The sequence below is a fragment of the Natronorubrum amylolyticum genome (assembly GCF_052040145.1).
Classification (GTDB): Archaea; Halobacteriota; Halobacteria; order Halobacteriales; family Natrialbaceae; genus Natronorubrum.
The window spans coordinates 185698-203226 of record NZ_JBPPFW010000001.1; the positions used below are offsets into that span (position 1 = coordinate 185698).

Below are 17529 nucleotides of genomic sequence, written 5' to 3' on the forward strand. Positions count from 1 at the left end.
ATGAACAGGGACGACCTCCTCGAGCAAGTGACCGAGGACATCCTCGCACACGTGATGAACGGCTCGTTTCCCGAGCGGGAACTGGCGCAGTCCATCAAACCCGAGCAACTGGACGAGCGGTTCGAGGAGTACGAACTGCTCCTCGATCTGCACTTCATCCTCAAATCCGACGTGGTCGACTTTGTGCGAGACCTCTCGACGCATCTGCGGAGTCTCCGAACCGAAACGCGAACGACCTCGCGGACGCGACGCGGGGCAGTCGACGGCCGCATCGACTGGAACGAGACGATCAAGAAGCGGTATTCCGAGCACCCTCGTGACAGATCGATCTTCGTCTGTAATAATCGAACGGTGGACTACGACATCCCGGAGAACATCGTCCTCAAGCGGCTAGTTTCGATCATTCACACGACGATCCGAGAGGCGGAAGCGTATCTCCGCGGCGAGTATGATTGGGTCCGCGAGACCTGGAAGGGCAGTACGGATCTGATCGACGAACTCCAGCGGATCGTCGAGCGGAACGTCCACATCCGTCGGATTCGCGATCCGGACGCCTACGAACCGACCGAACGAATGCTCACGACTGCCGCCGACTCGCGTCACGCGGTCTATCGAGAAGCTGCGTCGTTGCTCAAAACTCGAGAGCGACTCTTCGACGGCGACGCCGATGCGATCCGCAACCTTCTCGAAGAGACGGCGATCGCACCGGATGATCAGGACTCGCTGTTCGAACTGTTCGTCCTCTTCCGATTCGTCGCGACTCTCGAGCGAATGCGTGAGACGCAACCGCAGTACAAGACGATCGCGACGGGCCGACAGGAAGTGGCCCGATTCGAGGACGAGAAAGAGATCGTCCTCTACCACGACAACTCCGCGGGCGACCGCGAACTATCGTTCGTCGCAGTCCCGGATGAGGGCGCGGAGAACCACTCGCGGACGGACAAGGTGCAACTCGAGGCCCAGTCGATCGCCGGCGACTACTTCGATCGGGAGTTCAGAAACCACACGGGTCGACCGGACGTTATCGTCCTCGAGGTCGTCTCCGAAGACGACTCTCAACACGAGTATCTGATCACGGAGGTCAAGAACAGCACCAACGTGGACACCATTCGGCGCGGTATTAAAGAGACACTCGAGTACCTCGCCTTCCTCCGAGTCAACGAAGAGTTCGTCTTCGGTCCCGACGAGGACGATTATTTCGGCTCGGGGTGGAACGGACTGCTGGTGACGCAGGATCTCGACGACGAGTCGGCGTCGCTCGAGGAACAGTCCGAAAATCCGGTGACGATCCTGCAGGCCTCGGAGTTGGAACGGAACCTCGAGCGTATTCTCCGTGAGATTCTGTAAGCCTGTCCCACGTGATTCACGTATTTTCTATCCTCGAATTGACCCCGTCTGCTCGAGTCCCGGCGTCAACAGATGCTGCCTCGATATCGATCAGATCCGTCGTACGACCGCTCCGTTCCGAAATCGATCTATCGTCCGATCATCACTTTCATCTGGTACTCGTGATGTGGGCGAAACATCGAAGAGGGTAGCATGTATACATTGATGTGTACATGGGCGACAAAACCATTCGCGTCTCCGAGCGGACGTGGCGAAAGCTCCGAGCACGAAAGCAGGGCTCCGAGAGCTTCGACGACGTTATCGAGCGCGAACTCGAGGACGACGATCCACTCGCCGGATTTGGCGCGTGGAGCGAGACGCCGATCGACGAGGCCGTCGACGAGGTAAAACGCGAGATGGACGAGGATTTCGACGCCGACCCATGAAAGTCCTCGACAGCAGCTTCTGTGCTGACTTCCTCCGGGGCCGTGATCACGCCAAGCAGTACCGACTCGACCACCAGGACGAGAGTCTCGTGCTCCCCGAGATCGGGTTTTACGAACTGTATCACGGCGCTGTGAAAGTCGGCCGCGATCCCACCGCGGTTGACCGAGATTTGCCCTGGGTGGACCGAGTCGACTACACGCCAGCCCACAGCCGCGAGGGCGCACAGATTCGCGCCGAATTGGAGGACTACGGGCAACGCATCCACCATCCCGACATGATGATCGCTGGCGTTGCGCGGTCACTCGACGCACCAATCGTTACGTCGGACAGTGGCTTTAGTCACATCGACGGGCTCACCGTCGAGAACCCACGCGAGATGTACTGACGGGTCGTCTGTGGTTCGAACAACAATAACAATCGAGTGGAGAGAGTACGATCACACTCGACCTTCGAGTACCTCGCCTTCCTTCGGGTCAACGAGGAGTTCATCCTCGGCCCACCAAAACGGACTGCATCGAGTCGGAACAGCCTGCTGGTCACACAGGGCCTCAAGGACGAGATGGCAGCGCTCGAGGACCAAGCCGAGAATCCGGTGACGATCCTGCAGGCGTCGGAGTTAGAGCGGGACCTCGAGCGAATCTTGCTCGAGATTCTGTAGGATCCGATCGGGTAGTGGGTTCGCTGGACCGTCGCCGCCAGTAGACGGGAGCCACGTGGAAGACGCGCTCGAGACTCGACAGCTTCAACGGTGGAACTCTCGTCCCAGTCAGTAGCAGACGGAGAACGTACGATACTATATAAGATATGTTCGAGTCTGTTATAAAGTATAAATAGGTGGCGTACGAGTTTGTTTACAATGAAAACGAACTCGAACGAGATGCCGAGAGACCGGACAAGTATAACCCTCGATATACCCGTTGATGACGGCAGGTTGTTCCGAAGTGGGGTGATCGACGATACGCTGTCGTTTTTAAGTCGAAACCCTGACGATGAGTTCTCGGTTACGGAACTTGCGAACGCAGTCGAACACTCGAGGCCGAGCGTTACCAAAGCGGTAGACATACTCTCGAGCAACGACCTCGTCGTCACGGAACGTGAGGGTGGAAAGCGTCTGGTGCGAATCAACCGAGAGCGGCTCTATGTTCCCGATAATCCGTATTTCGAGATCCCGCAATCGGAGTTCCACGCGCCAGTACAGACGGCCGTAGAGACGCTCGTGGACGAACTGGACGACGTGATCTCGATCGTCCTGTACGGGAGTGTGGCTCGAGGTGAGGCCGATCGACGAAGCGATATCGATCTCTGGGTGCTGGTCGAGGACGGCCGAATGGAAACCCAGCGGAAATCGAATCGGATCCGTCAGCGACTCGAGGACGAATCGTTCGAAGGGGGCCGGTACGAGTACGAGATCGACATCGAGGCACTGCAGGCAGTTCCGAACTATCTCACCGACCTTCGAGAAATCTTGAACGGCGGGATTACGCTCTACGAAACCGAGAAGTTCGAGACGGTTCGGAGTATTATCAATCAGGGAAGTGAGGCAGATGAGTAACGCATCCGATCCGAATGCAATCACAGACACGCTCGAGGCTGCTGTCGACGCATTCAACGAGGAAGGGGACGGGATTCCAACGGACGAGGAGACGATCGACACTGGTGACGACTGGAAAGCACAACTCACGAAGGGGTGTACGCTCCGTCGTGTCGTCGAACAGGTCGACGGTGACGGCTATTATACTGCGACCATCGAACTCTGTTTCGGGGCTATCGAACGGTCGATTGAGGCGTACGCTCTCGCAGAAGGCGGAGACGAACTGCGGGATTTCCACGACCACACGTACTGTTACGATCGCGCAGCGGAACTCGCACTTCTTTCCCGCTCGACAACGGACGAGCTCAGGGGGTTGTACACCGAGAACCGGACCGACAGCTACTACGGTGGGAAACAGCCGACAGAAGCACAAGCGGAAGCAATGAAAACACTGGCACGGGAGATACACTGTCACGCCAAAAACCAGATCCGAGAAGGTGGTGTCTGCATCTGTTACCCACAGCCGTCTGAAAGGTCGTGTTTAGTGAGTCACATTGTGCCAGACGACGAAGGCCTGAAGCCACGATTCGGATCCGTCCATCGAATCACGGAGAGACGGACCCCTGATATCACCGCCCACCTCACGCGAAACGGGGGTCGACGTTACTCACGTTTTCGACGGAGTTGGTCTTCGAGAACGATTCCGACTCCACCGAGAATGAACACCCATCGGAGTGTCGCTGCTCCGGTATCCGTGAGAAGTCCGAACACACCGATACTTGCCACGAGGATTCCGACGGTCGATAGAGGAAGATAGCCGATATCGATGCCCGGAACGTACGGGATGAGTAGTGCGAACCCGACGACCACGCCAACGATAGCGACACTGATCGACTGCAGCGTCGGCTCGACGACCGCTACTAGGCCCGCACCGACGACGACTCCGGCGACGAGAACGGCTGCGATCGTTTCGCGACTAGTCCATCCTGGTTGGGTGGTCATTAGTGAAAATTGGTGTTCGATGTAGTTAACCTACCGACAATTCCTGACTGTACATCCGTCCGCCACACCACAACCGCCAGCGCCCGGAATCGGGATGATCCAGTCCGTAAGGCAAGGGCGACAGTACACCAGACAGTAGCACGTGTTTGTCAGCGCAGATTCCGAAACAACAGGAGGTCGCTACGAGTGGTATCCGAGAATTCGTATACGCAGCCGACTCGAGACGCCGAACTGTTCACTCCCGCAGAGATCAACAGCACAAAAATGCCGAATCCTGCTCAGTCGTCGGCTGCTGTCTCTGCGTCTGCGGTCTCACTCTCGCCAAGTACGTCCTCGCGATGCTCGTCCAGCAGCGGCGCACGACCACGCGGCTGTGGCATCGTCTCGCTCATCTTGATCGGGTTGCCCGCAACCTCGACGTCGCGGTCGGCGCCGGGCTGTTCGACGGGCACGAGCATGTCTCGAATCCGGACGTGCTCGTCCTCGAAGATCTCCTTCGTGGTCTGGACGGGCGCGGCCGGGACGCGGCCCTCGAGTTGCCCCACCAGTTCGTCGTTGGTCTGCTCGAGCGCCCAGTCGGCGATCACCTCGCGAAGCGAGTCGCGATTCCGCAGGCGCTCTGGCGTCGTGGGGTACTCCTCGGCTAACTCCTCGCGATCCATGATCTCACAGAGCTGCGCCCAGTGGTTGTTGTTGAACGCGGCGATGACGGCGTAGCCGTCGTCGGTTTCGAAGGCGTTGTAGGGAAACAGCGTCGGGTGGGAGTTGCCCCGACGGGTCGGTGCCTCGCCGGTGTAGGACTGCTGGTAGACGGCGCGCTCGGTGAAGCTGAGCATGGAGTCGTACATGGCGGTGTCGACGTACTGGCCCTCGCCGGTCTGTTCGCGGTGGTTAACCGCCGCCAGAATGCCGATGCAGTTCAGCGTGGCGGTAAAGAGATCGCCGACGCCGGGACCGGTTTTCGTCGGCGGGCCGTCCGACTGCCCCGTCGTTTCCATAACGCCGCCCAGCGCCTGGGCGATGAGGTCGAAGGAGGGTTGGCCCTGGCGTTCAGTTTCTCCCGTGCGCGGGTCGCCGAAGCCCCGAATCGAGGAGTAGATGAGATCCTCGTTGTACTCGGTGAGCGTCTCGTAGCCCAGATCGTACTTCTCCATCGTCCCCGCACGGTAGTTCTCGACGACGATGTCGACTTCTTCGACGAGCGAGAGGAAGTCCGCGCGGTCCGCCTCGTCGCCGAGATTCAGCTCGATGCTCTTCTTGCCGCGGTTGACGCTCTGGAAGTAGCCGCCGTAGGCTTCCGCCTCGGGGTCGTCGACGAACGGCGGGTTCGAGCGGATCATATCGCCGCCCGGGCGCTCTACCTTGACGACGTCCGCGCCCATATCCGCGAGCAACATCGTGCAGTACGGCCCAGCGAGGACCTGGGTCAGATCGAGCACGCGTAGATTCGAAAGTGCTCCCATGTACGCTCTCTTTCCCAGACCACGACCAAAATCCTTACCATCGATAATGTACATTGTGACATCGTCCCATAGGGAGCCTGTTAGGATGTTTAAGGAGTATTATCATGGAAGATCATTAGGTTTATAGGCACGTTCCTCATGGTTCTGCATACGATGTCCCAAACGGTCGTCCTCGGCGTGATCGGCTCCGACGCCCACGTCGTTGGAATCACAATCTTAGAGCAGGCCTTCAGCGCAGCGGGCTTCGACGTCATCAACCTCGGTGTTCAGACCTCCCAGGAGGAGTTCGCCGAGGCAGCGGTAGACCACGACGCCGAGGCCGTACTGGTCTCTTCGCTCTACGGCCACGCCGAGCAGGACTGTCAGGGATTTCACGAGGTCCTCGAGGCGGCAGAGGTCGACGCCGTCACCTACATCGGTGGCAACCTCGCCGTCGGTCAGGACGAATTCGAGCAGACCCGGCGCACGTTCCGGGAGCTCGGCTTCGACCGCGTCTTCGATTCCGAAACCGATCCCGAAGACGCGATCGAGGCGCTCCGACAGGATCTGCAGATTACACCGACCGAGTCGGAACGCGCTACTATCAGTTCCTAGATGATACGAGACGAACGTATTCCCGCCGACGAGCTACGGCGTATCGACGAGGAGATTCGGTCCGACTGGCACACGGGTGCAGACGTCGACTTCGAGGAGGCCATCGAGTACCACGAGTCGCTGCCCGCACACAAGCGATTCGCGGACGTCCTCGAGTCGGCCGACAAGCCGCTTCTCCAGCCTCGAGCCGGCGTTCCCCGGCTCGACGACCAGATCGAACTCTCACAGTACCTTCTCGAGGAGGGCCAGGCCGACCTCCTCCCGACGACGATCGACTCGTACACGCGCGACAACGAGTACGAGAAGGCCCAGCAAGGCCTCGAGAAGGCCCGGGAGACGGGCGACGACACGCTCAACGGCTTCCCGGCCGTCAACCACGGCATCGACGGCTGCCGGAGACTGATCGACGAGGTCGACGCTCCGATCGAGGTCCGCCACGGCACGCCGGACGCCCGGCTGCTGGCCGCGATCACCTTCGCGGGCGGCTTCCAGAGCTTCGAGGGTGGGCCGATCTCCTACAACATCCCCTACACGAAACGCCACGGGCTCGAGGAGACCATCGAGAAGTGGCAGTTCGTCGACCGACTGGCGGGGGCCTACACCGAACGCGGGATCCGGATCAACCGCGAGCCGTTCGGTCCGCTCACCGGAACGCTGGTCCCGCCCTCGATCGCGATTGCGGTGATGTTGGTCGAGGGGAAACTCGCCGCCACGCAGGGCGTGCGCTCGATCACCCTCGGCTACGGGCAGGTCGGCAACGTCGTCCAGGACGTCGCCGCCTTACACGCCCTCAAGAAACTGGGCAACGAGTACCTGCCCGACGAGGTCGTCGTCACGACGGTCTTCCACGAGTGGATGGGCGGCTTCCCGCCGGACGAGGCTCGCGCCAACGGCGTGATCAGCTTCGGCGGCATGACCGCCGCCATCGCGCAGCCGGACAAGGTCATCACCAAGTCGCCACAGGAGTTCCAGGGTGTGCCGACGATGGAGGCGAACTCGGCCGGTCTGCGTACCACGCGCCAGGTCATCGATATGGCCATCGAGCAGGATATCCAGATCGACGGCATCGAAGAGGAGCAAGACCTCATCGAGCGTGAGACCCGCTGTCTGATGGACACCATCTTCGAGCACGGCGACGGCGACGTCGTCCAGGGGACGCTCAAGGCGTTCGACTCGGGTGCCCTCGACGTCCCGTTCGCACCCAGCGACAGCGCGGCGGGTGCGGTGCTTCCCGCCCGAGACGACGACGGTCGCGTCCGCATCTTCGAGTGGGCCGACCTCGAGATGGACGACGAAATCAAGGAGATTCACAAGGCTCGGCTCTCCCAGCGCGCCGCCACGGAGGGCCGCGAACAGTCGTTCCGCATGGTTGCGGACGACGTTGACGCGATCAGCGACGGCAAACTCATCGGCCGACCACAGGGTGACGTCAAGATATGATGATTACAGGACTGTACGCCACGCCCGGCTACTCCGGGTTCTTCTTCGACGACCAGCGCGCGATCAAGCAGGGTGCCGAACACGACGGCTTCACCTACGAGGGCAAGCCCGTCACCGACGGCTTCGACGAGATTCGCCAAGCCGGCGAGTCGATCATCGTCGACGTCGAACTCGCCGACGGCACCGTCGTCCGCGGCGACTGCGCCGCGGTCCAGTACTCCGGCGCCGGCGGGCGCGACCCGCTGTTTCAGGCCGAGGAGTACGCCCCCGTCATCGAGGGCCCCGTCGCCGACGAACTCAAGGGACGGGACGCGACCGAGTTCCTCGAGAACGCACAACTGCTCGAGGAGCTACAGGTAGACGGCGACCGACTCCACACGGCGATCCGATACGGCGTCTCCCAGGCGTTGCTCGCCGCCGCAGCCGAAGCCGGAAACACCACGAAAACGGACGTGATGGCCGACGCTTTAGGCACCGAACCCGCGACGGAGCCGGTGCCCGTCTTCGGTCAGTCCGGCGACGACCGCTACAACAATACGGAGAAGATGTTCGTCAAGGGCGTCCCCGTCCTCCCCCACGCGCTGATCAACAGCGTCGAGAAGATCGGCGAGAACGGCGAGACCTTACTCGAGTACGTTGAGTGGCTCACCGAGCGCTCACAGGAGCTCGGGCCGGAGGGCTACGAGCCCCGGTTCCACATCGACGTCTACGGCATGATCGGCGAGGTTTTCGGTGCGCCCTACGACCGTGAGGAAGTGGTCGACTACTTCGCGGCACTCGAGGCGGCCGCCGCGCCGTACCCGATCCAGATCGAGGGGCCGATGGACGTGGGCAACCGCGAAAAACAGATCGAGGCGATGGTCGAACTCCGCGAGGGGCTCAAAGACGCCGGTGTGTCGGTCGATATCGTCGCCGACGAGTGGTGCAACACCTTCGAGGACGTGCAGGCGTTCGTCGACGCCGAAGCCGCCGATCTCGTCCAGATCAAGACCCCCGACCTGGGCGGCATCCACCGCAGCGGACAGGCGGTCCGCTACTGCGAGGGAACTGAGACCCGCGCTTATCTCGGTGGGACCTGCAACGAGACGGAAACCTCCGCGCGTGCCTGTGCCCACGTCGCGCTCGCGACGAACGCCGCACAGGTGCTCGCAAAGCCGGGCATGGGCTTCGACGAGGGGTACATGATCGTCGAAAACGAGATGCGACGAACGATCGCCCGCCGCGAACGCGAACAGCAGACGACCGACACCGACGAAATCACCGCCGATGACTGACTGGACAGATCCCGAGACGTTCGCACAGGCACTCGAACAGGTCGAAACCAAGGAGAAAGGCAACTGCTTCGAGGACTTCGAAGAGGGGGACGTCATCGAACACGACCCCGGCCTCACGCTCACCCAGTTCGGCAACGAGACCTGGATGAGCCAGACCCTGAACCACGACCCCGCCTACTGGCGCACCGACGCCGCCGAGGCTCGCGGGTTCGAGGAACCGCCGGTCCACCCGGACTACCTCACCGCCGCGACGCTCGGCATCACCGTCGAGGATTTGAGCGAGAAGGGGGGCTACTTCCTCGGACGCACGGACGTCCGATTCCCCACGGCTCCCGTCTACACGGGCACCGAACTCCACGTCGAGAGCGAGGTCGTCAACCGGGCGACCTCGAGTTCCCGACCCGAGTACGGCATCGTTTCCTGGCGCACTCGCGGCAAGGACGCCGAGACGGGCGACGTGCTCTGCTCGTACGAGCGCACGAACATGATTCCGCGTCGCGAACCCGTCGCCACCGACGGTAGCGGCACGACAGCGGCCGAGGACGGCGACGACGGCCCAACCCTCCCCGAGACGTTCGTCGCCCCCGAGGGCGGCTACTTCGAGGACTTCGTCGAGGCCCTCGAGACGGCCGACGACGAAAACGCGGCCGTCGCCTACCGTCACGAGCGCGGCCGGACCCAGGACGACGTCACCGTCGCCGCCCTGCCGCTGTCGACGCTCAACACGGCCAAACAACACCACAACGTCGACGTCATGTCCGACTCGCCGTCGGGCGACATCGTCACCTACGGCGACGTCACCCGTTCGACCGCACTGGGCCACGCCCGCTCGGACGAGGAGACCTGGCGCGAGGTCGGCTTCGACGACGAGTCGTTCCACACGTTCGTCGCCGTGGGCGACACCGTCTACGCCTTCACGCGTGTACTCTCCGCAGACGAGGACGCGTCGAGCGACGAGGCGGGGACCGTCCGCTTCCAGCACATCGCGTTCAACCAGAACGACGAACCCGTCTACTCGGGGACGCGCACGGCTGAGATTCGAAAGCGCCCTAACTAACACGATCGAATATTATAAACGACCGCAGCTAAATCCACACCCCACCACTTACAAGCCATGACCGAAGACATCCGACTCTGTCGAACGTTCCAGACCGCACCGGCCGCCGTTCCGAAAGACGACTCGGCGAAGTACCTCCGCTCCGGCCTCACCGCCGAGGGCTTCCAGGCTCCCGACTGGCTCGTCCCCGACATGGAAGACGGCACCGCACCGAACATGAAAGACGAGGGCCTCGAGAACACGATCGACCTCGTCCCAGAACACGAGTTCGCGGGCGAGATCTGGCCCCGCGTCGAGTGGAGCTACGAGGACGCCTCGTTCCGCGACCGCGGCCGCGAACAGATCGACCAGCTCGTCGGCGAGATCGGCGACGAGATCGAGGGCGTCGTCGTCCCGAAGGTCGGCCGCGTCGAGGACGTCGAACGCGCCGCCGACGTCGTCGCCGAGGCGGAAGCCGAACACGGCTACGAGGAGGGCTCGATCAAGCTCTCGATCATTATCGAGACCGGCCGCGCCCGCTCCGACCTGCGCGAGATTTCGAAGTTCGGCGCCGACTCCCGGCTCGCCGCACTCGTCTTCGGTCCCGTCGACTACGCCGCCGAACTCGGCGCTCGAGACCTCGGCGACGGTCGTCCGCGCTGGGACGGTCTGCTCGAGGCGCTCTCGAACGAGGCCAGCGCCGGCGACCTGCTCAGTATCGGCGGCCCGTTCGACGACCTGTTCAAGGAGCGCGCCGGCCTGACCTATTATAACGCGGACGCCTACGCGGATCAGGTCGAACACGAGGCCCACCTCGGACTCGACGGCTCCTGGTCGCTCTATCCGAAGCAGACGATTCAGGCCAACACGATCCACATGCCGACGCCCGAGGAACTCGAGCGCGACGTGAGCAAGATCGAGCGATTCAACGAGGCCAAAGCGGAGGGGACCGGCGCGGTCACCCTCGACGGCCAGATGGTCGACGAAGCCACGTTCAAGGTCTTCCGCAACACGGTCCAGCAGGTCCGGTCGATCGACGACACCCGACCCGCTCAGACCGAGGAGTACTACGACGAGAGCCTGCTCGAGCGCGCTCGAGACCTCGACCTCTCTTACCAGTAGCTCACTCCCGAGGATCACGAACCGAGCCGACCGTGTTTTTCAGGTATCTATCGCCACTCGATCGCACGTTCGCCCGACAGTGGCGACGACCGGCGGGATTATCCCCGAACGCGACCAGTCACGGATATGGATGCTCTCGATTCCGAACCGGAACCGTTCAGATACGACGGAGAGGTTGCACCCGGTGAGACGCGACACATTCGCTACGAAGTGGGCGAGACCTACCTCGGCGACCCCGTCGAGATCCCGGTGACGATCATCAACGGCCACCACGGCGGTCCGACGGTCTTCCTGACGGCTGCGATCCACGGCGACGAACTCAACGGCGTCAAGGTCGTCCAGGAGGTCGCAGACCGATACGATCCCGCGGACGTTCACGGCACGCTCGTCTGCCTGCACGTCACCAACGTCCCGGCGTATCACGCCCAGCAGCGATACATCCCGATCTACGATCAGGATCTCAACCGCTCATTTCCCGGGAAAGCCCGGAGCAACACGGCCGAACGGATGGCCAACCGGATCTACCGGACCTTCATCAGTCAGTGCGATTACGGGATCGACTTCCACACGTCCACGCGTAATCGAACGACGATGTATCACGTGCGGGCCGATCTCGAGGACCCCGAGGTAACCCGACTGGCTCGAGCCTTCGGGGCGAACGTCCTCCTCTACGGCGGCGGCGACGGCGGCTCGCTCCGATCGACGGCCACCGCGGACGGAATTCCGACGATCACCGTCGAGATGGGACGCGCCCAGCGACTCCAGCCGGCGCTGATCGAGAAGGCCGTCGCCGGCACCGAGAGCGTCCTCGCCGAGTACGACCTGCTCCCGGATCTCGAGCCGACCGAACCGAGCTGGGTCACCGAAACCGCGGCCGACAGCACGAAACAGTGGCTCCGGGCAGACACCGGCGGCCTCGTCGAGATGCAGTGGGGTCCCTACCCGCTGGTTCACGAGGGCGAGACCATCTGCACCGTCTCGGATCACTTCAAAACCGAAGAACACGTCGTCACCGCTCCGTTCACCGGGCTGATCGTCGGCAGCCTCGAGAACCCCGTCGCCCTCCCGGGCCATCCGCTCTGTCACCTCCTCAAGATCGACGCGGAGACGCGAGACGAGATCGAAGCCGAGATCGACGCCGGCGAGTTCGACGGCTACCGCGTCTGGAACCAGGACTTCTCGAGCGACGACTGATCGGCACGTGACGGAAGCCAGAACGAAGTCGCCGAGCGTCTCGGCGAGTCGGTCACTGCTCGACGACGACCGTAACCGCGTCTGCATCCGCGCCGGTGTCGACCTCGACCGGGAACTCTTCGGTGTCGCCCGCCGGCTGTCCGGCCTGGAACGTGAGCGTGAGGTTGGCGGACTCGCCGGCCTCGAGCGTCAACATCTCGCTGTCCTCGACGACTGGATCGTGACCGACAACGAGTTCGATATCGGTGGTCCCCGTTTCGTCGCCGACGTTCTCGATCGTGGTGTCGACCTCGAGACGTTCCCCGCCGCCGACGGGCGAGTTCGTCGCCATCTCCGCGACTTCGAACGTCGCTGGTGTTGGCTCGCCGGACTCGACGGCGACCGTTTCGGAGGCCGTGTCCGCGCCGGTGTCGACCACCACCGGGAACTCCTCGACGTCGCCCGCCGGGTCGCCGGCCTCGAACAGCAGCGTGATCTCGGTCGACTCGCCGGGATCGAGCGTCAGCATCCGGCTGTCTTCGATCTCGGGGTCGTGGCCGACGACGAGGTCGACGTCGGTCGTCCCGGTTTCGTCGCCGATATTGTGGATCGTCGCGGTGACCTCGAGCGTTTCGCCGCCACCGATCGGGGAGTTCGTCGCCATCTCCGCGACCTGGAACGTGGCCGGAACGTCTTCGGCTTCGTGGTCGAGGGTCCACGACTCCGGTCGCAGCAACAGGTTGTCCTCGGTGATCACCCAGCAGGTGATCGAGCAGGTGTGACAGCCCGCGCCGTCGTCGACCGACAGCGTCGCGTTTCCGGAACCGTCCGGATCGCCGAACTCGAGGACGACGTCCGCCTGACTGAGCCACCAGACGGTTCGCGCGGGATCGCTGTCGGGCGAGGAGACGTCAACGTCGATCTCGAAGGGCTCGTTCCGACCGACCGCGAGCGTCTCGCCGGGTTCCGGATCCGCGCCCGCGACGGACGGCGGCGCCGCGCCGTCGGACGTGACGTGGACGGTCCACCGTATTTCGTCCGCCACCTCGTAGTCCGGATCGTCCCGGTTCCCCGTTTCCGGGTCGTAGAAGACGAAGGCCGTGACCTCGTAGGTGCCACTCGAGTCGAACGTTTCGATGAAGTACGCCGCGTTGTACTGTTCGACGTACTGAAAGTAGTCCTGGGTTCGCATGTCGTAGTGCGCGTCGTACCGGACGCGCTCGCCGTCGATCTGCCACTCCACGTCCCAGTCCGCGTTCAGGTCCTCGATGTCGGCCTCGAACAGGAGTTCGGTTCCCGGTTGCACGGTACGTTCGCGATCGACGTCCTGTACGCTGCCACGGAGCGTGTTCCCACCGACGGCACTCGCGCCTAGAACGCCACTGCCGACGGCGCCACCTGCTGCGACTCCCTTGAGCAGCGTTCGCCGTTCTATCTGGTCCCCACTCATACGTGCATCTGCGTCGTCCAGTTTGAGAAAGGCGGAGATTCTTGCAGCCGACAATCTATTGTTACAGCAGAATACCAGTTCTGAGCGGAGAGTCTGCGACACGTAGTCGCTCCCGTCGCCGTCGGATCGCGAACTCCCCAATCAGACCTGTTTCTCCAGCCGTTGTGATCGTTCTCACTCGAGTGAGAACCGATCTCCAGCGGTGGGAGCGGGCTTGGAGTAGACGTTCGATCGTGGATACGACGGAAACTCGGGGGGATGGGATTGTGAACTACGCCGAGACGGTCGTCCTCATTTCGCTCGGACGCTGCGACTCGTCTAGTTCATATCCCATCGTCTCCGCTTTGCTCCTCACGTCAGTTCGTCGCAAAAGCGGTGGGGATGGGATTTGAATCAGGGAGAAGCTTTGCTTCGACCGTGGTTCAAATCCCACCGTTTCGTTTTCCACTCGAGAGACACCTCACTTCGTTCGTCGTAATCTCTCGCGAAAAACGGTGGGGATGGGATTTGAACCCATGAGGCTTGAAGGCCACCTGCTCTCAAGGCAGGCGCGTTAGGCCGCTCTGCCACCCCACCTCACCTCCGCCTTTTCCGTCCGTTCAAAAAGGGTTGTCGGTTACGCTCGCTCGAGTGACTCGTCCGCCCCGATCTCGAGCCCGAGTTCGTCCACCACAGCGGCCGTCGCCTCGGCACCCGGCTTCTCGGCGAGTCGCCGCGCCTCGAGCAACGCGACCGTCGACCGAAGCCCCGCCGGGGTCGCGACGGTCGGACGCATCGGCGCGAAACCGACGTCGAGTCCGGCCTCGCGGGCGCGTTCGGCCAGCGTCGCCACCTCGGGCGCGGCGTACGCGTCGCCGAAATCGATCGGCTCACCGAAGGCCGCGAGATAGGTTCGTCCCTCCGAAGACGGTCCGAGGACGACGTCGTGGCGACGGGTCGACATCGCGGCGCCGTCGATGTGCGTGCGGCCGACGAGGGGAACCGTCGGCTCGAGGACGCCGACGCTTCCGGCCTCCTCGCGCTCTAACAGATGCGTGACCGTGTTACCGACTCTGGCCGTTCGACTCGAGCCGACCTGCCGTTCGAATCGGACATCGCCATCCGTGCCGTCGGTGTCCTCGGCAAACTCTCCCAGCGCGGCGGCGGTCAGCCCGCGGACCTCGTTCTCCGGGTCGCCACCGTCGAACTCGTCGGGGAGCGTCTCCGCATCGCGGTAGTTGACCAGCAGTTCGCCCCCGCTCGAGGCGACCGCCCGAAGCACGTCGACGACGGCGGCCTCGTAGAGACCGCACGCCTCGGCGTCCGAGAGCGGCGTTCGATCGACGAGCGACGACAGGACGAGCCCCTCGCGGGGCGGATCGACCGGAACGACGACCTTCATACCCGGGTCTCGGTGGCGGCCGGCCTTGAACGCGGCGCTTCCGGCGGCGGTCTCGCCGTGGGATACGCCCCTCGAGTCGCCGACCATCGCCCCCTCGGATCGGCCCGACGTCGGACGAATTATAGTGATGGACCGTCAGGAGTTCCGTATGGACGATCAAACCGTCACCCGGTCGGTTCCGCGCTCGGTCGGACTGCTCGGAACGCTCTCTATCGCCGCGCTCGTGGCGCTCGGACTTTGGGGATTCGCGGACAGCTACCTGATCGAATCCGGCGACTACTTCGCGCCGACGGTCGCCGTGTTCATCGCGACCGTCGTCTTCATCGGCGCGCTGGTCGTCCTCGGCGCGCGCTCGAAGGAGTGGCTCGAGGGCCCGTACTGGTAGTCTCGCGACCGATCATCGATCCCGCTGTCCTTTCGTCTGGCGGTAGTCCGACGCCATCAGATCGACGAACGTCTCGAGCCACGCCTGGGTCTGTGCGTCCGTCTGGTCGCGAGGGGTCACCATCGGGACGAGTTCGAACCCGCGGCCCCGAATTCGCGTCGCGTGATCGGCCGGCAGCGAGAGGTCGTCGGCCGGCGTCGTCGTGTACTCGGCGCCGAGCTCCGTCAGGGCTCGCTCGCCGACGGGGATCAGGATCTCGGGGTTGATCATCCGGATCTCGGCAGTGAGATAGGGGTCGCAGTTGCCGATCTCCTCGTCCGTCGGCGACCGCTCCGGATCGCGACACCGCGTCAGATTCGTCAGGTAGACGTTCTCGAGGACGGGATCGTCCGCCGGTGAGGTCGAATCGCAGAGGCCGAGTCGCTCGAGCATTCGACGAAGGCTGGTTCCAGCGTCCGATTCCGCATCCGGGCCGTCGTCGGTCGCCGAGGGCTCGGGGCTCGCAAAGGGGACGCCCAGTTCGTCGGCGCTCGCGGTCGGTCGTTCGCCGACGAACAGGAAGTCCGCCGCGACGTCGCCGTAGCCGTGGACGACCTGCGTCCGCGTCTCACAGAGCGCCGGACAGTTTCGACACTCCTCGTCCATCCCGTAGGGGTTCGCTCGAGACCGTTGATTCGCGTCCACACTCGCGTTTCGAAGGGGGAAACTAAAAGCGACGCGCCTGTGGAGTGCGTGACCCGGGTCGATCGAAGGCGAGGGGTGACTCTCTCGAGGGCCAGAACACGCCGAAAACACGCGACGAAAATCGAACTGCGACTGGGTCCGCGTTATCGGCAACCGCTCGAGATCGATTACGACTGGGACTGTGCGGCCTGAATCCAGTCGGCCGCACGGACTTGCGAGATCTCCGCAGCCTCCGCGACGGCGTTCGCTTGCGCTCGGGAGAGGTCGGCGAGGGTCTCGATACCCGCTTCGGCGAGACGGTCGGCGTACGTCTGCCCGACGCCCTCGAGCGTCTGCAGGTTCTGGACCGCAGCGTCGGCGCCCTGTTCGGTCGCGGTCTCGATCGCGTCCGTCGTCTCGACGGCGAGTTCTTCAGTCGCGTCGGTGGCTTCGTCGAGGACCTCTTGAGTGCTCTCCTGGGTCGTCTCGGCGACCGATTCGGCCTGCTGCTGAGTCGTCTGCATAGTCGCTTCGGTCCCCTGCTGGATGGTGTCTGCGACCTCTTCGGTTTGTTGCTGGACGGTCTCGGCAGTCTCTTCGGCTCGTCGAACGCCGTCGACGGTCTGCTGTTCGGTCTCCTGATGTGCCTCGAGGAGCGATTCGATCGACTCCGTCAGCACCTGCTGTTGCTGGTCGGTGAGCTCCGCCACGGCGTCGACGAACTCCATCTCGAACTCGTCCCAGACTTCGTCCTGGCGCTGTTCGAACTCCTCGAACTGCCGATCGACGGTCGATCGAACGTCGGAGCCGTTTTCGTCGAACGCAGACTCCATCGCGTCGAACTGTGCGTGGAGCAACTGCTGGAACAGGGCGGCGCTTTGCTCGAACCCGTCGTTCAGCAGCCGTTGGGTTTGTTTCGTTCCCTCCTCGAACTGCTGATCGATCGTCGAGCGAACGTCGCCTCCGCTCTCGTCGAGGGACGACTCGAGGGTGTCGAACTGTGCGTCGAAGAGCTGACGGACGAGTTCGGTGCCCTGCCGCTGGGCGCTTCGCTGGGCAGCGAAGCCGTTTCGCAGGAACGATTCGGCGGCGTTCTCCTGGAACTTGAGTCCCTGCTGGACGAACTGCTGGCTCTGTTTGATCGACTGGCGCTGTAGTTCGAACGTGGCTTCGATTGGTGTGGTTGCGTTGGTCATAGGTGGTGGCGGGACGAGCAACGAGGCACGAGTGCTTCGCCCCTAT

General features: G+C 62.9%; 18 protein-coding genes and 1 tRNA gene. 13 read left to right on the forward strand and 6 right to left on the reverse strand.

Annotation, left to right across the window (positions count from 1 at the left end):
* The 6 genes from ACSFDB_RS00925 to ACSFDB_RS00950 all read left to right on the forward strand — a co-directional run bounded on the left by ACSFDB_RS00925 (position 1) and on the right by ACSFDB_RS00950 (position 4121).
* Entirely contained in the window at positions 1-1347 is a 1347-nt protein-coding gene (locus tag ACSFDB_RS00925; RefSeq protein WP_440769187.1) for a hypothetical protein, read from the forward strand.
* Positions 1348-1559: 212 nt separating this feature from the next.
* A complete protein-coding gene (locus tag ACSFDB_RS00930) occupies positions 1560-1772 on the forward strand; it encodes an antitoxin VapB family protein (protein WP_440769188.1) in 213 nt (70 codons plus the stop codon).
* On the forward strand, positions 1769-2158 hold the full coding sequence (locus tag ACSFDB_RS00935) for a type II toxin-antitoxin system VapC family toxin (RefSeq protein ID WP_440769189.1): 390 nt from the start codon (positions 1769-1771) through the stop codon (positions 2156-2158). The genes ACSFDB_RS00930 and ACSFDB_RS00935 overlap by 4 nt, the downstream gene beginning before the upstream one ends.
* 36 nt (positions 2159-2194) lie before the next feature.
* A complete protein-coding gene (locus ACSFDB_RS00940) occupies positions 2195-2431 on the forward strand; it encodes a hypothetical protein (protein WP_440769190.1) in 237 nt (78 codons plus the stop codon).
* Between the two features lie 219 nt (positions 2432-2650).
* Positions 2651-3325 (forward strand): nucleotidyltransferase domain-containing protein, encoded by a 675-nt coding sequence (locus tag ACSFDB_RS00945; protein ID WP_440770164.1) that lies wholly within the window; start codon positions 2651-2653, stop codon positions 3323-3325.
* On the forward strand, positions 3318-4121 hold the full coding sequence (locus ACSFDB_RS00950; RefSeq protein WP_440769191.1) for a DUF8154 family protein: 804 nt from the start codon (positions 3318-3320) through the stop codon (positions 4119-4121). Before ACSFDB_RS00945 ends, ACSFDB_RS00950 begins: the two co-directional genes overlap by 8 nt.
* Before the next feature lie 463 nt (positions 4122-4584).
* On the opposite strand, the gene mct is transcribed toward ACSFDB_RS00950, so the two are convergent.
* Positions 4585-5769 carry a succinyl-CoA:mesaconate CoA-transferase gene (gene mct / locus ACSFDB_RS00955; protein ID WP_440769192.1) on the reverse strand — a complete coding sequence of 395 codons (1185 nt, stop codon included), beginning with the start codon at positions 5767-5769 and terminating at the stop codon, positions 4585-4587.
* A gap of 138 nt (positions 5770-5907) precedes the next feature.
* Here mct and glmS point away from each other — a divergent pair, with 138 nt between their 5' ends.
* The 6 genes from glmS (at position 5908) to ACSFDB_RS00985 (ending at position 12429) form a co-directional block, all read left to right on the forward strand.
* Positions 5908-6363 (forward strand): methylaspartate mutase subunit S, encoded by a 456-nt coding sequence (glmS, locus tag ACSFDB_RS00960; RefSeq protein WP_440765331.1) that lies wholly within the window; start codon positions 5908-5910, stop codon positions 6361-6363.
* On the forward strand, positions 6364-7803 hold the full coding sequence (locus ACSFDB_RS00965) for a methylaspartate mutase subunit E (RefSeq protein ID WP_440769193.1): 1440 nt from the start codon (positions 6364-6366) through the stop codon (positions 7801-7803). It abuts the gene before it with no gap.
* Entirely contained in the window at positions 7800-9077 is a 1278-nt protein-coding gene (locus ACSFDB_RS00970; protein ID WP_440769194.1) for a methylaspartate ammonia-lyase, read from the forward strand. Before ACSFDB_RS00965 ends, ACSFDB_RS00970 begins: the two co-directional genes overlap by 4 nt.
* Positions 9070-10134 (forward strand): 2-methylfumaryl-CoA hydratase, encoded by a 1065-nt coding sequence (gene mch / locus ACSFDB_RS00975; protein WP_440769195.1) that lies wholly within the window; start codon positions 9070-9072, stop codon positions 10132-10134. The genes ACSFDB_RS00970 and mch overlap by 8 nt, the downstream gene beginning before the upstream one ends.
* Before the next feature lie 57 nt (positions 10135-10191).
* Complete coding sequence (gene citE, locus ACSFDB_RS00980) at positions 10192-11235, forward strand: L-malyl-CoA/beta-methylmalyl-CoA lyase (RefSeq protein WP_440769196.1); 1044 nt, start codon at positions 10192-10194, stop codon at positions 11233-11235.
* Positions 11236-11361: 126 nt separating this feature from the next.
* On the forward strand, positions 11362-12429 hold the full coding sequence (locus ACSFDB_RS00985) for a succinylglutamate desuccinylase/aspartoacylase family protein (protein ID WP_440769197.1): 1068 nt from the start codon (positions 11362-11364) through the stop codon (positions 12427-12429).
* A 52-nt stretch (positions 12430-12481) separates the two neighbouring features.
* Here ACSFDB_RS00985 and ACSFDB_RS00990 read toward each other — a convergent pair whose 3' ends face one another.
* The 3 genes from ACSFDB_RS00990 to ACSFDB_RS01000 all read right to left on the reverse strand — a co-directional run bounded on the left by ACSFDB_RS00990 (position 12482) and on the right by ACSFDB_RS01000 (position 15239).
* Entirely contained in the window at positions 12482-13858 is a 1377-nt protein-coding gene (locus ACSFDB_RS00990; RefSeq protein ID WP_440769198.1) for a COG1361 family protein, read from the reverse strand.
* A gap of 492 nt (positions 13859-14350) precedes the next feature.
* Positions 14351-14434, reverse strand: a tRNA-Ser gene (locus ACSFDB_RS00995).
* A gap of 40 nt (positions 14435-14474) precedes the next feature.
* Positions 14475-15239, reverse strand: coding sequence for a hypothetical protein (locus ACSFDB_RS01000; RefSeq protein ID WP_440770165.1), 765 nt, complete (start codon positions 15237-15239; stop codon positions 14475-14477).
* Between the two features lie 148 nt (positions 15240-15387).
* On the opposite strand from ACSFDB_RS01000, the gene ACSFDB_RS01005 reads away from it, so the two are divergent.
* The gene (locus tag ACSFDB_RS01005; protein ID WP_440769199.1) at positions 15388-15624 is read left to right on the forward strand and encodes a hypothetical protein; all 237 of its coding nucleotides are present in this window, start codon (positions 15388-15390) and stop codon (positions 15622-15624) included.
* A 12-nt stretch (positions 15625-15636) separates the two neighbouring features.
* Here ACSFDB_RS01005 and ACSFDB_RS01010 read toward each other — a convergent pair whose 3' ends face one another.
* On the reverse strand, positions 15637-16308 hold the full coding sequence (locus ACSFDB_RS01010) for a uracil-DNA glycosylase (protein ID WP_440769200.1): 672 nt from the start codon (positions 16306-16308) through the stop codon (positions 15637-15639).
* 167 nt (positions 16309-16475) lie between these two features.
* Complete coding sequence (locus ACSFDB_RS01015; protein ID WP_440769201.1) at positions 16476-17483, reverse strand: helix-hairpin-helix domain-containing protein; 1008 nt, start codon at positions 17481-17483, stop codon at positions 16476-16478.
* Between the last annotated feature and the right edge of the window lie 46 nt (positions 17484-17529).

Bases quoted from the DNA above. Each gene is read 5' to 3' on its own strand.
- ACSFDB_RS00925 (WP_440769187.1), top strand. From the start codon at position 1: ATGAACAGGGACGACCTCCTCGAGCAAGTGACCGAGGACATCCTCGCA.
- ACSFDB_RS00930 (WP_440769188.1), top strand. From the start codon at position 1,560: ATGGGCGACAAAACCATTCGCGTCTCCGAGCGGACGTGGCGAAAGCTC.
- ACSFDB_RS00935 (WP_440769189.1), top strand. From the start codon at position 1,769: ATGAAAGTCCTCGACAGCAGCTTCTGTGCTGACTTCCTCCGGGGCCGT.
- ACSFDB_RS00945 (WP_440770164.1), top strand. From the start codon at position 2,651: ATGCCGAGAGACCGGACAAGTATAACCCTCGATATACCCGTTGATGAC.
- ACSFDB_RS00950 (WP_440769191.1), top strand. From the start codon at position 3,318: ATGAGTAACGCATCCGATCCGAATGCAATCACAGACACGCTCGAGGCT.
- mct (WP_440769192.1), bottom strand. From the start codon at position 5,769: ATGGGAGCACTTTCGAATCTACGCGTGCTCGATCTGACCCAGGTCCTC.
- glmS (WP_440765331.1), top strand. From the start codon at position 5,908: ATGGTTCTGCATACGATGTCCCAAACGGTCGTCCTCGGCGTGATCGGC.
- ACSFDB_RS00965 (WP_440769193.1), top strand. From the start codon at position 6,364: ATGATACGAGACGAACGTATTCCCGCCGACGAGCTACGGCGTATCGAC.
- ACSFDB_RS00970 (WP_440769194.1), top strand. From the start codon at position 7,800: ATGATGATTACAGGACTGTACGCCACGCCCGGCTACTCCGGGTTCTTC.
- mch (WP_440769195.1), top strand. From the start codon at position 9,070: ATGACTGACTGGACAGATCCCGAGACGTTCGCACAGGCACTCGAACAG.
- citE (WP_440769196.1), top strand. From the start codon at position 10,192: ATGACCGAAGACATCCGACTCTGTCGAACGTTCCAGACCGCACCGGCC.
- ACSFDB_RS00985 (WP_440769197.1), top strand. From the start codon at position 11,362: ATGGATGCTCTCGATTCCGAACCGGAACCGTTCAGATACGACGGAGAG.
- ACSFDB_RS00990 (WP_440769198.1), bottom strand. From the start codon at position 13,858: ATGAGTGGGGACCAGATAGAACGGCGAACGCTGCTCAAGGGAGTCGCA.
- ACSFDB_RS01000 (WP_440770165.1), bottom strand. From the start codon at position 15,239: ATGAAGGTCGTCGTTCCGGTCGATCCGCCCCGCGAGGGGCTCGTCCTG.
- ACSFDB_RS01005 (WP_440769199.1), top strand. From the start codon at position 15,388: ATGGACGATCAAACCGTCACCCGGTCGGTTCCGCGCTCGGTCGGACTG.
- ACSFDB_RS01015 (WP_440769201.1), bottom strand. From the start codon at position 17,483: ATGACCAACGCAACCACACCAATCGAAGCCACGTTCGAACTACAGCGC.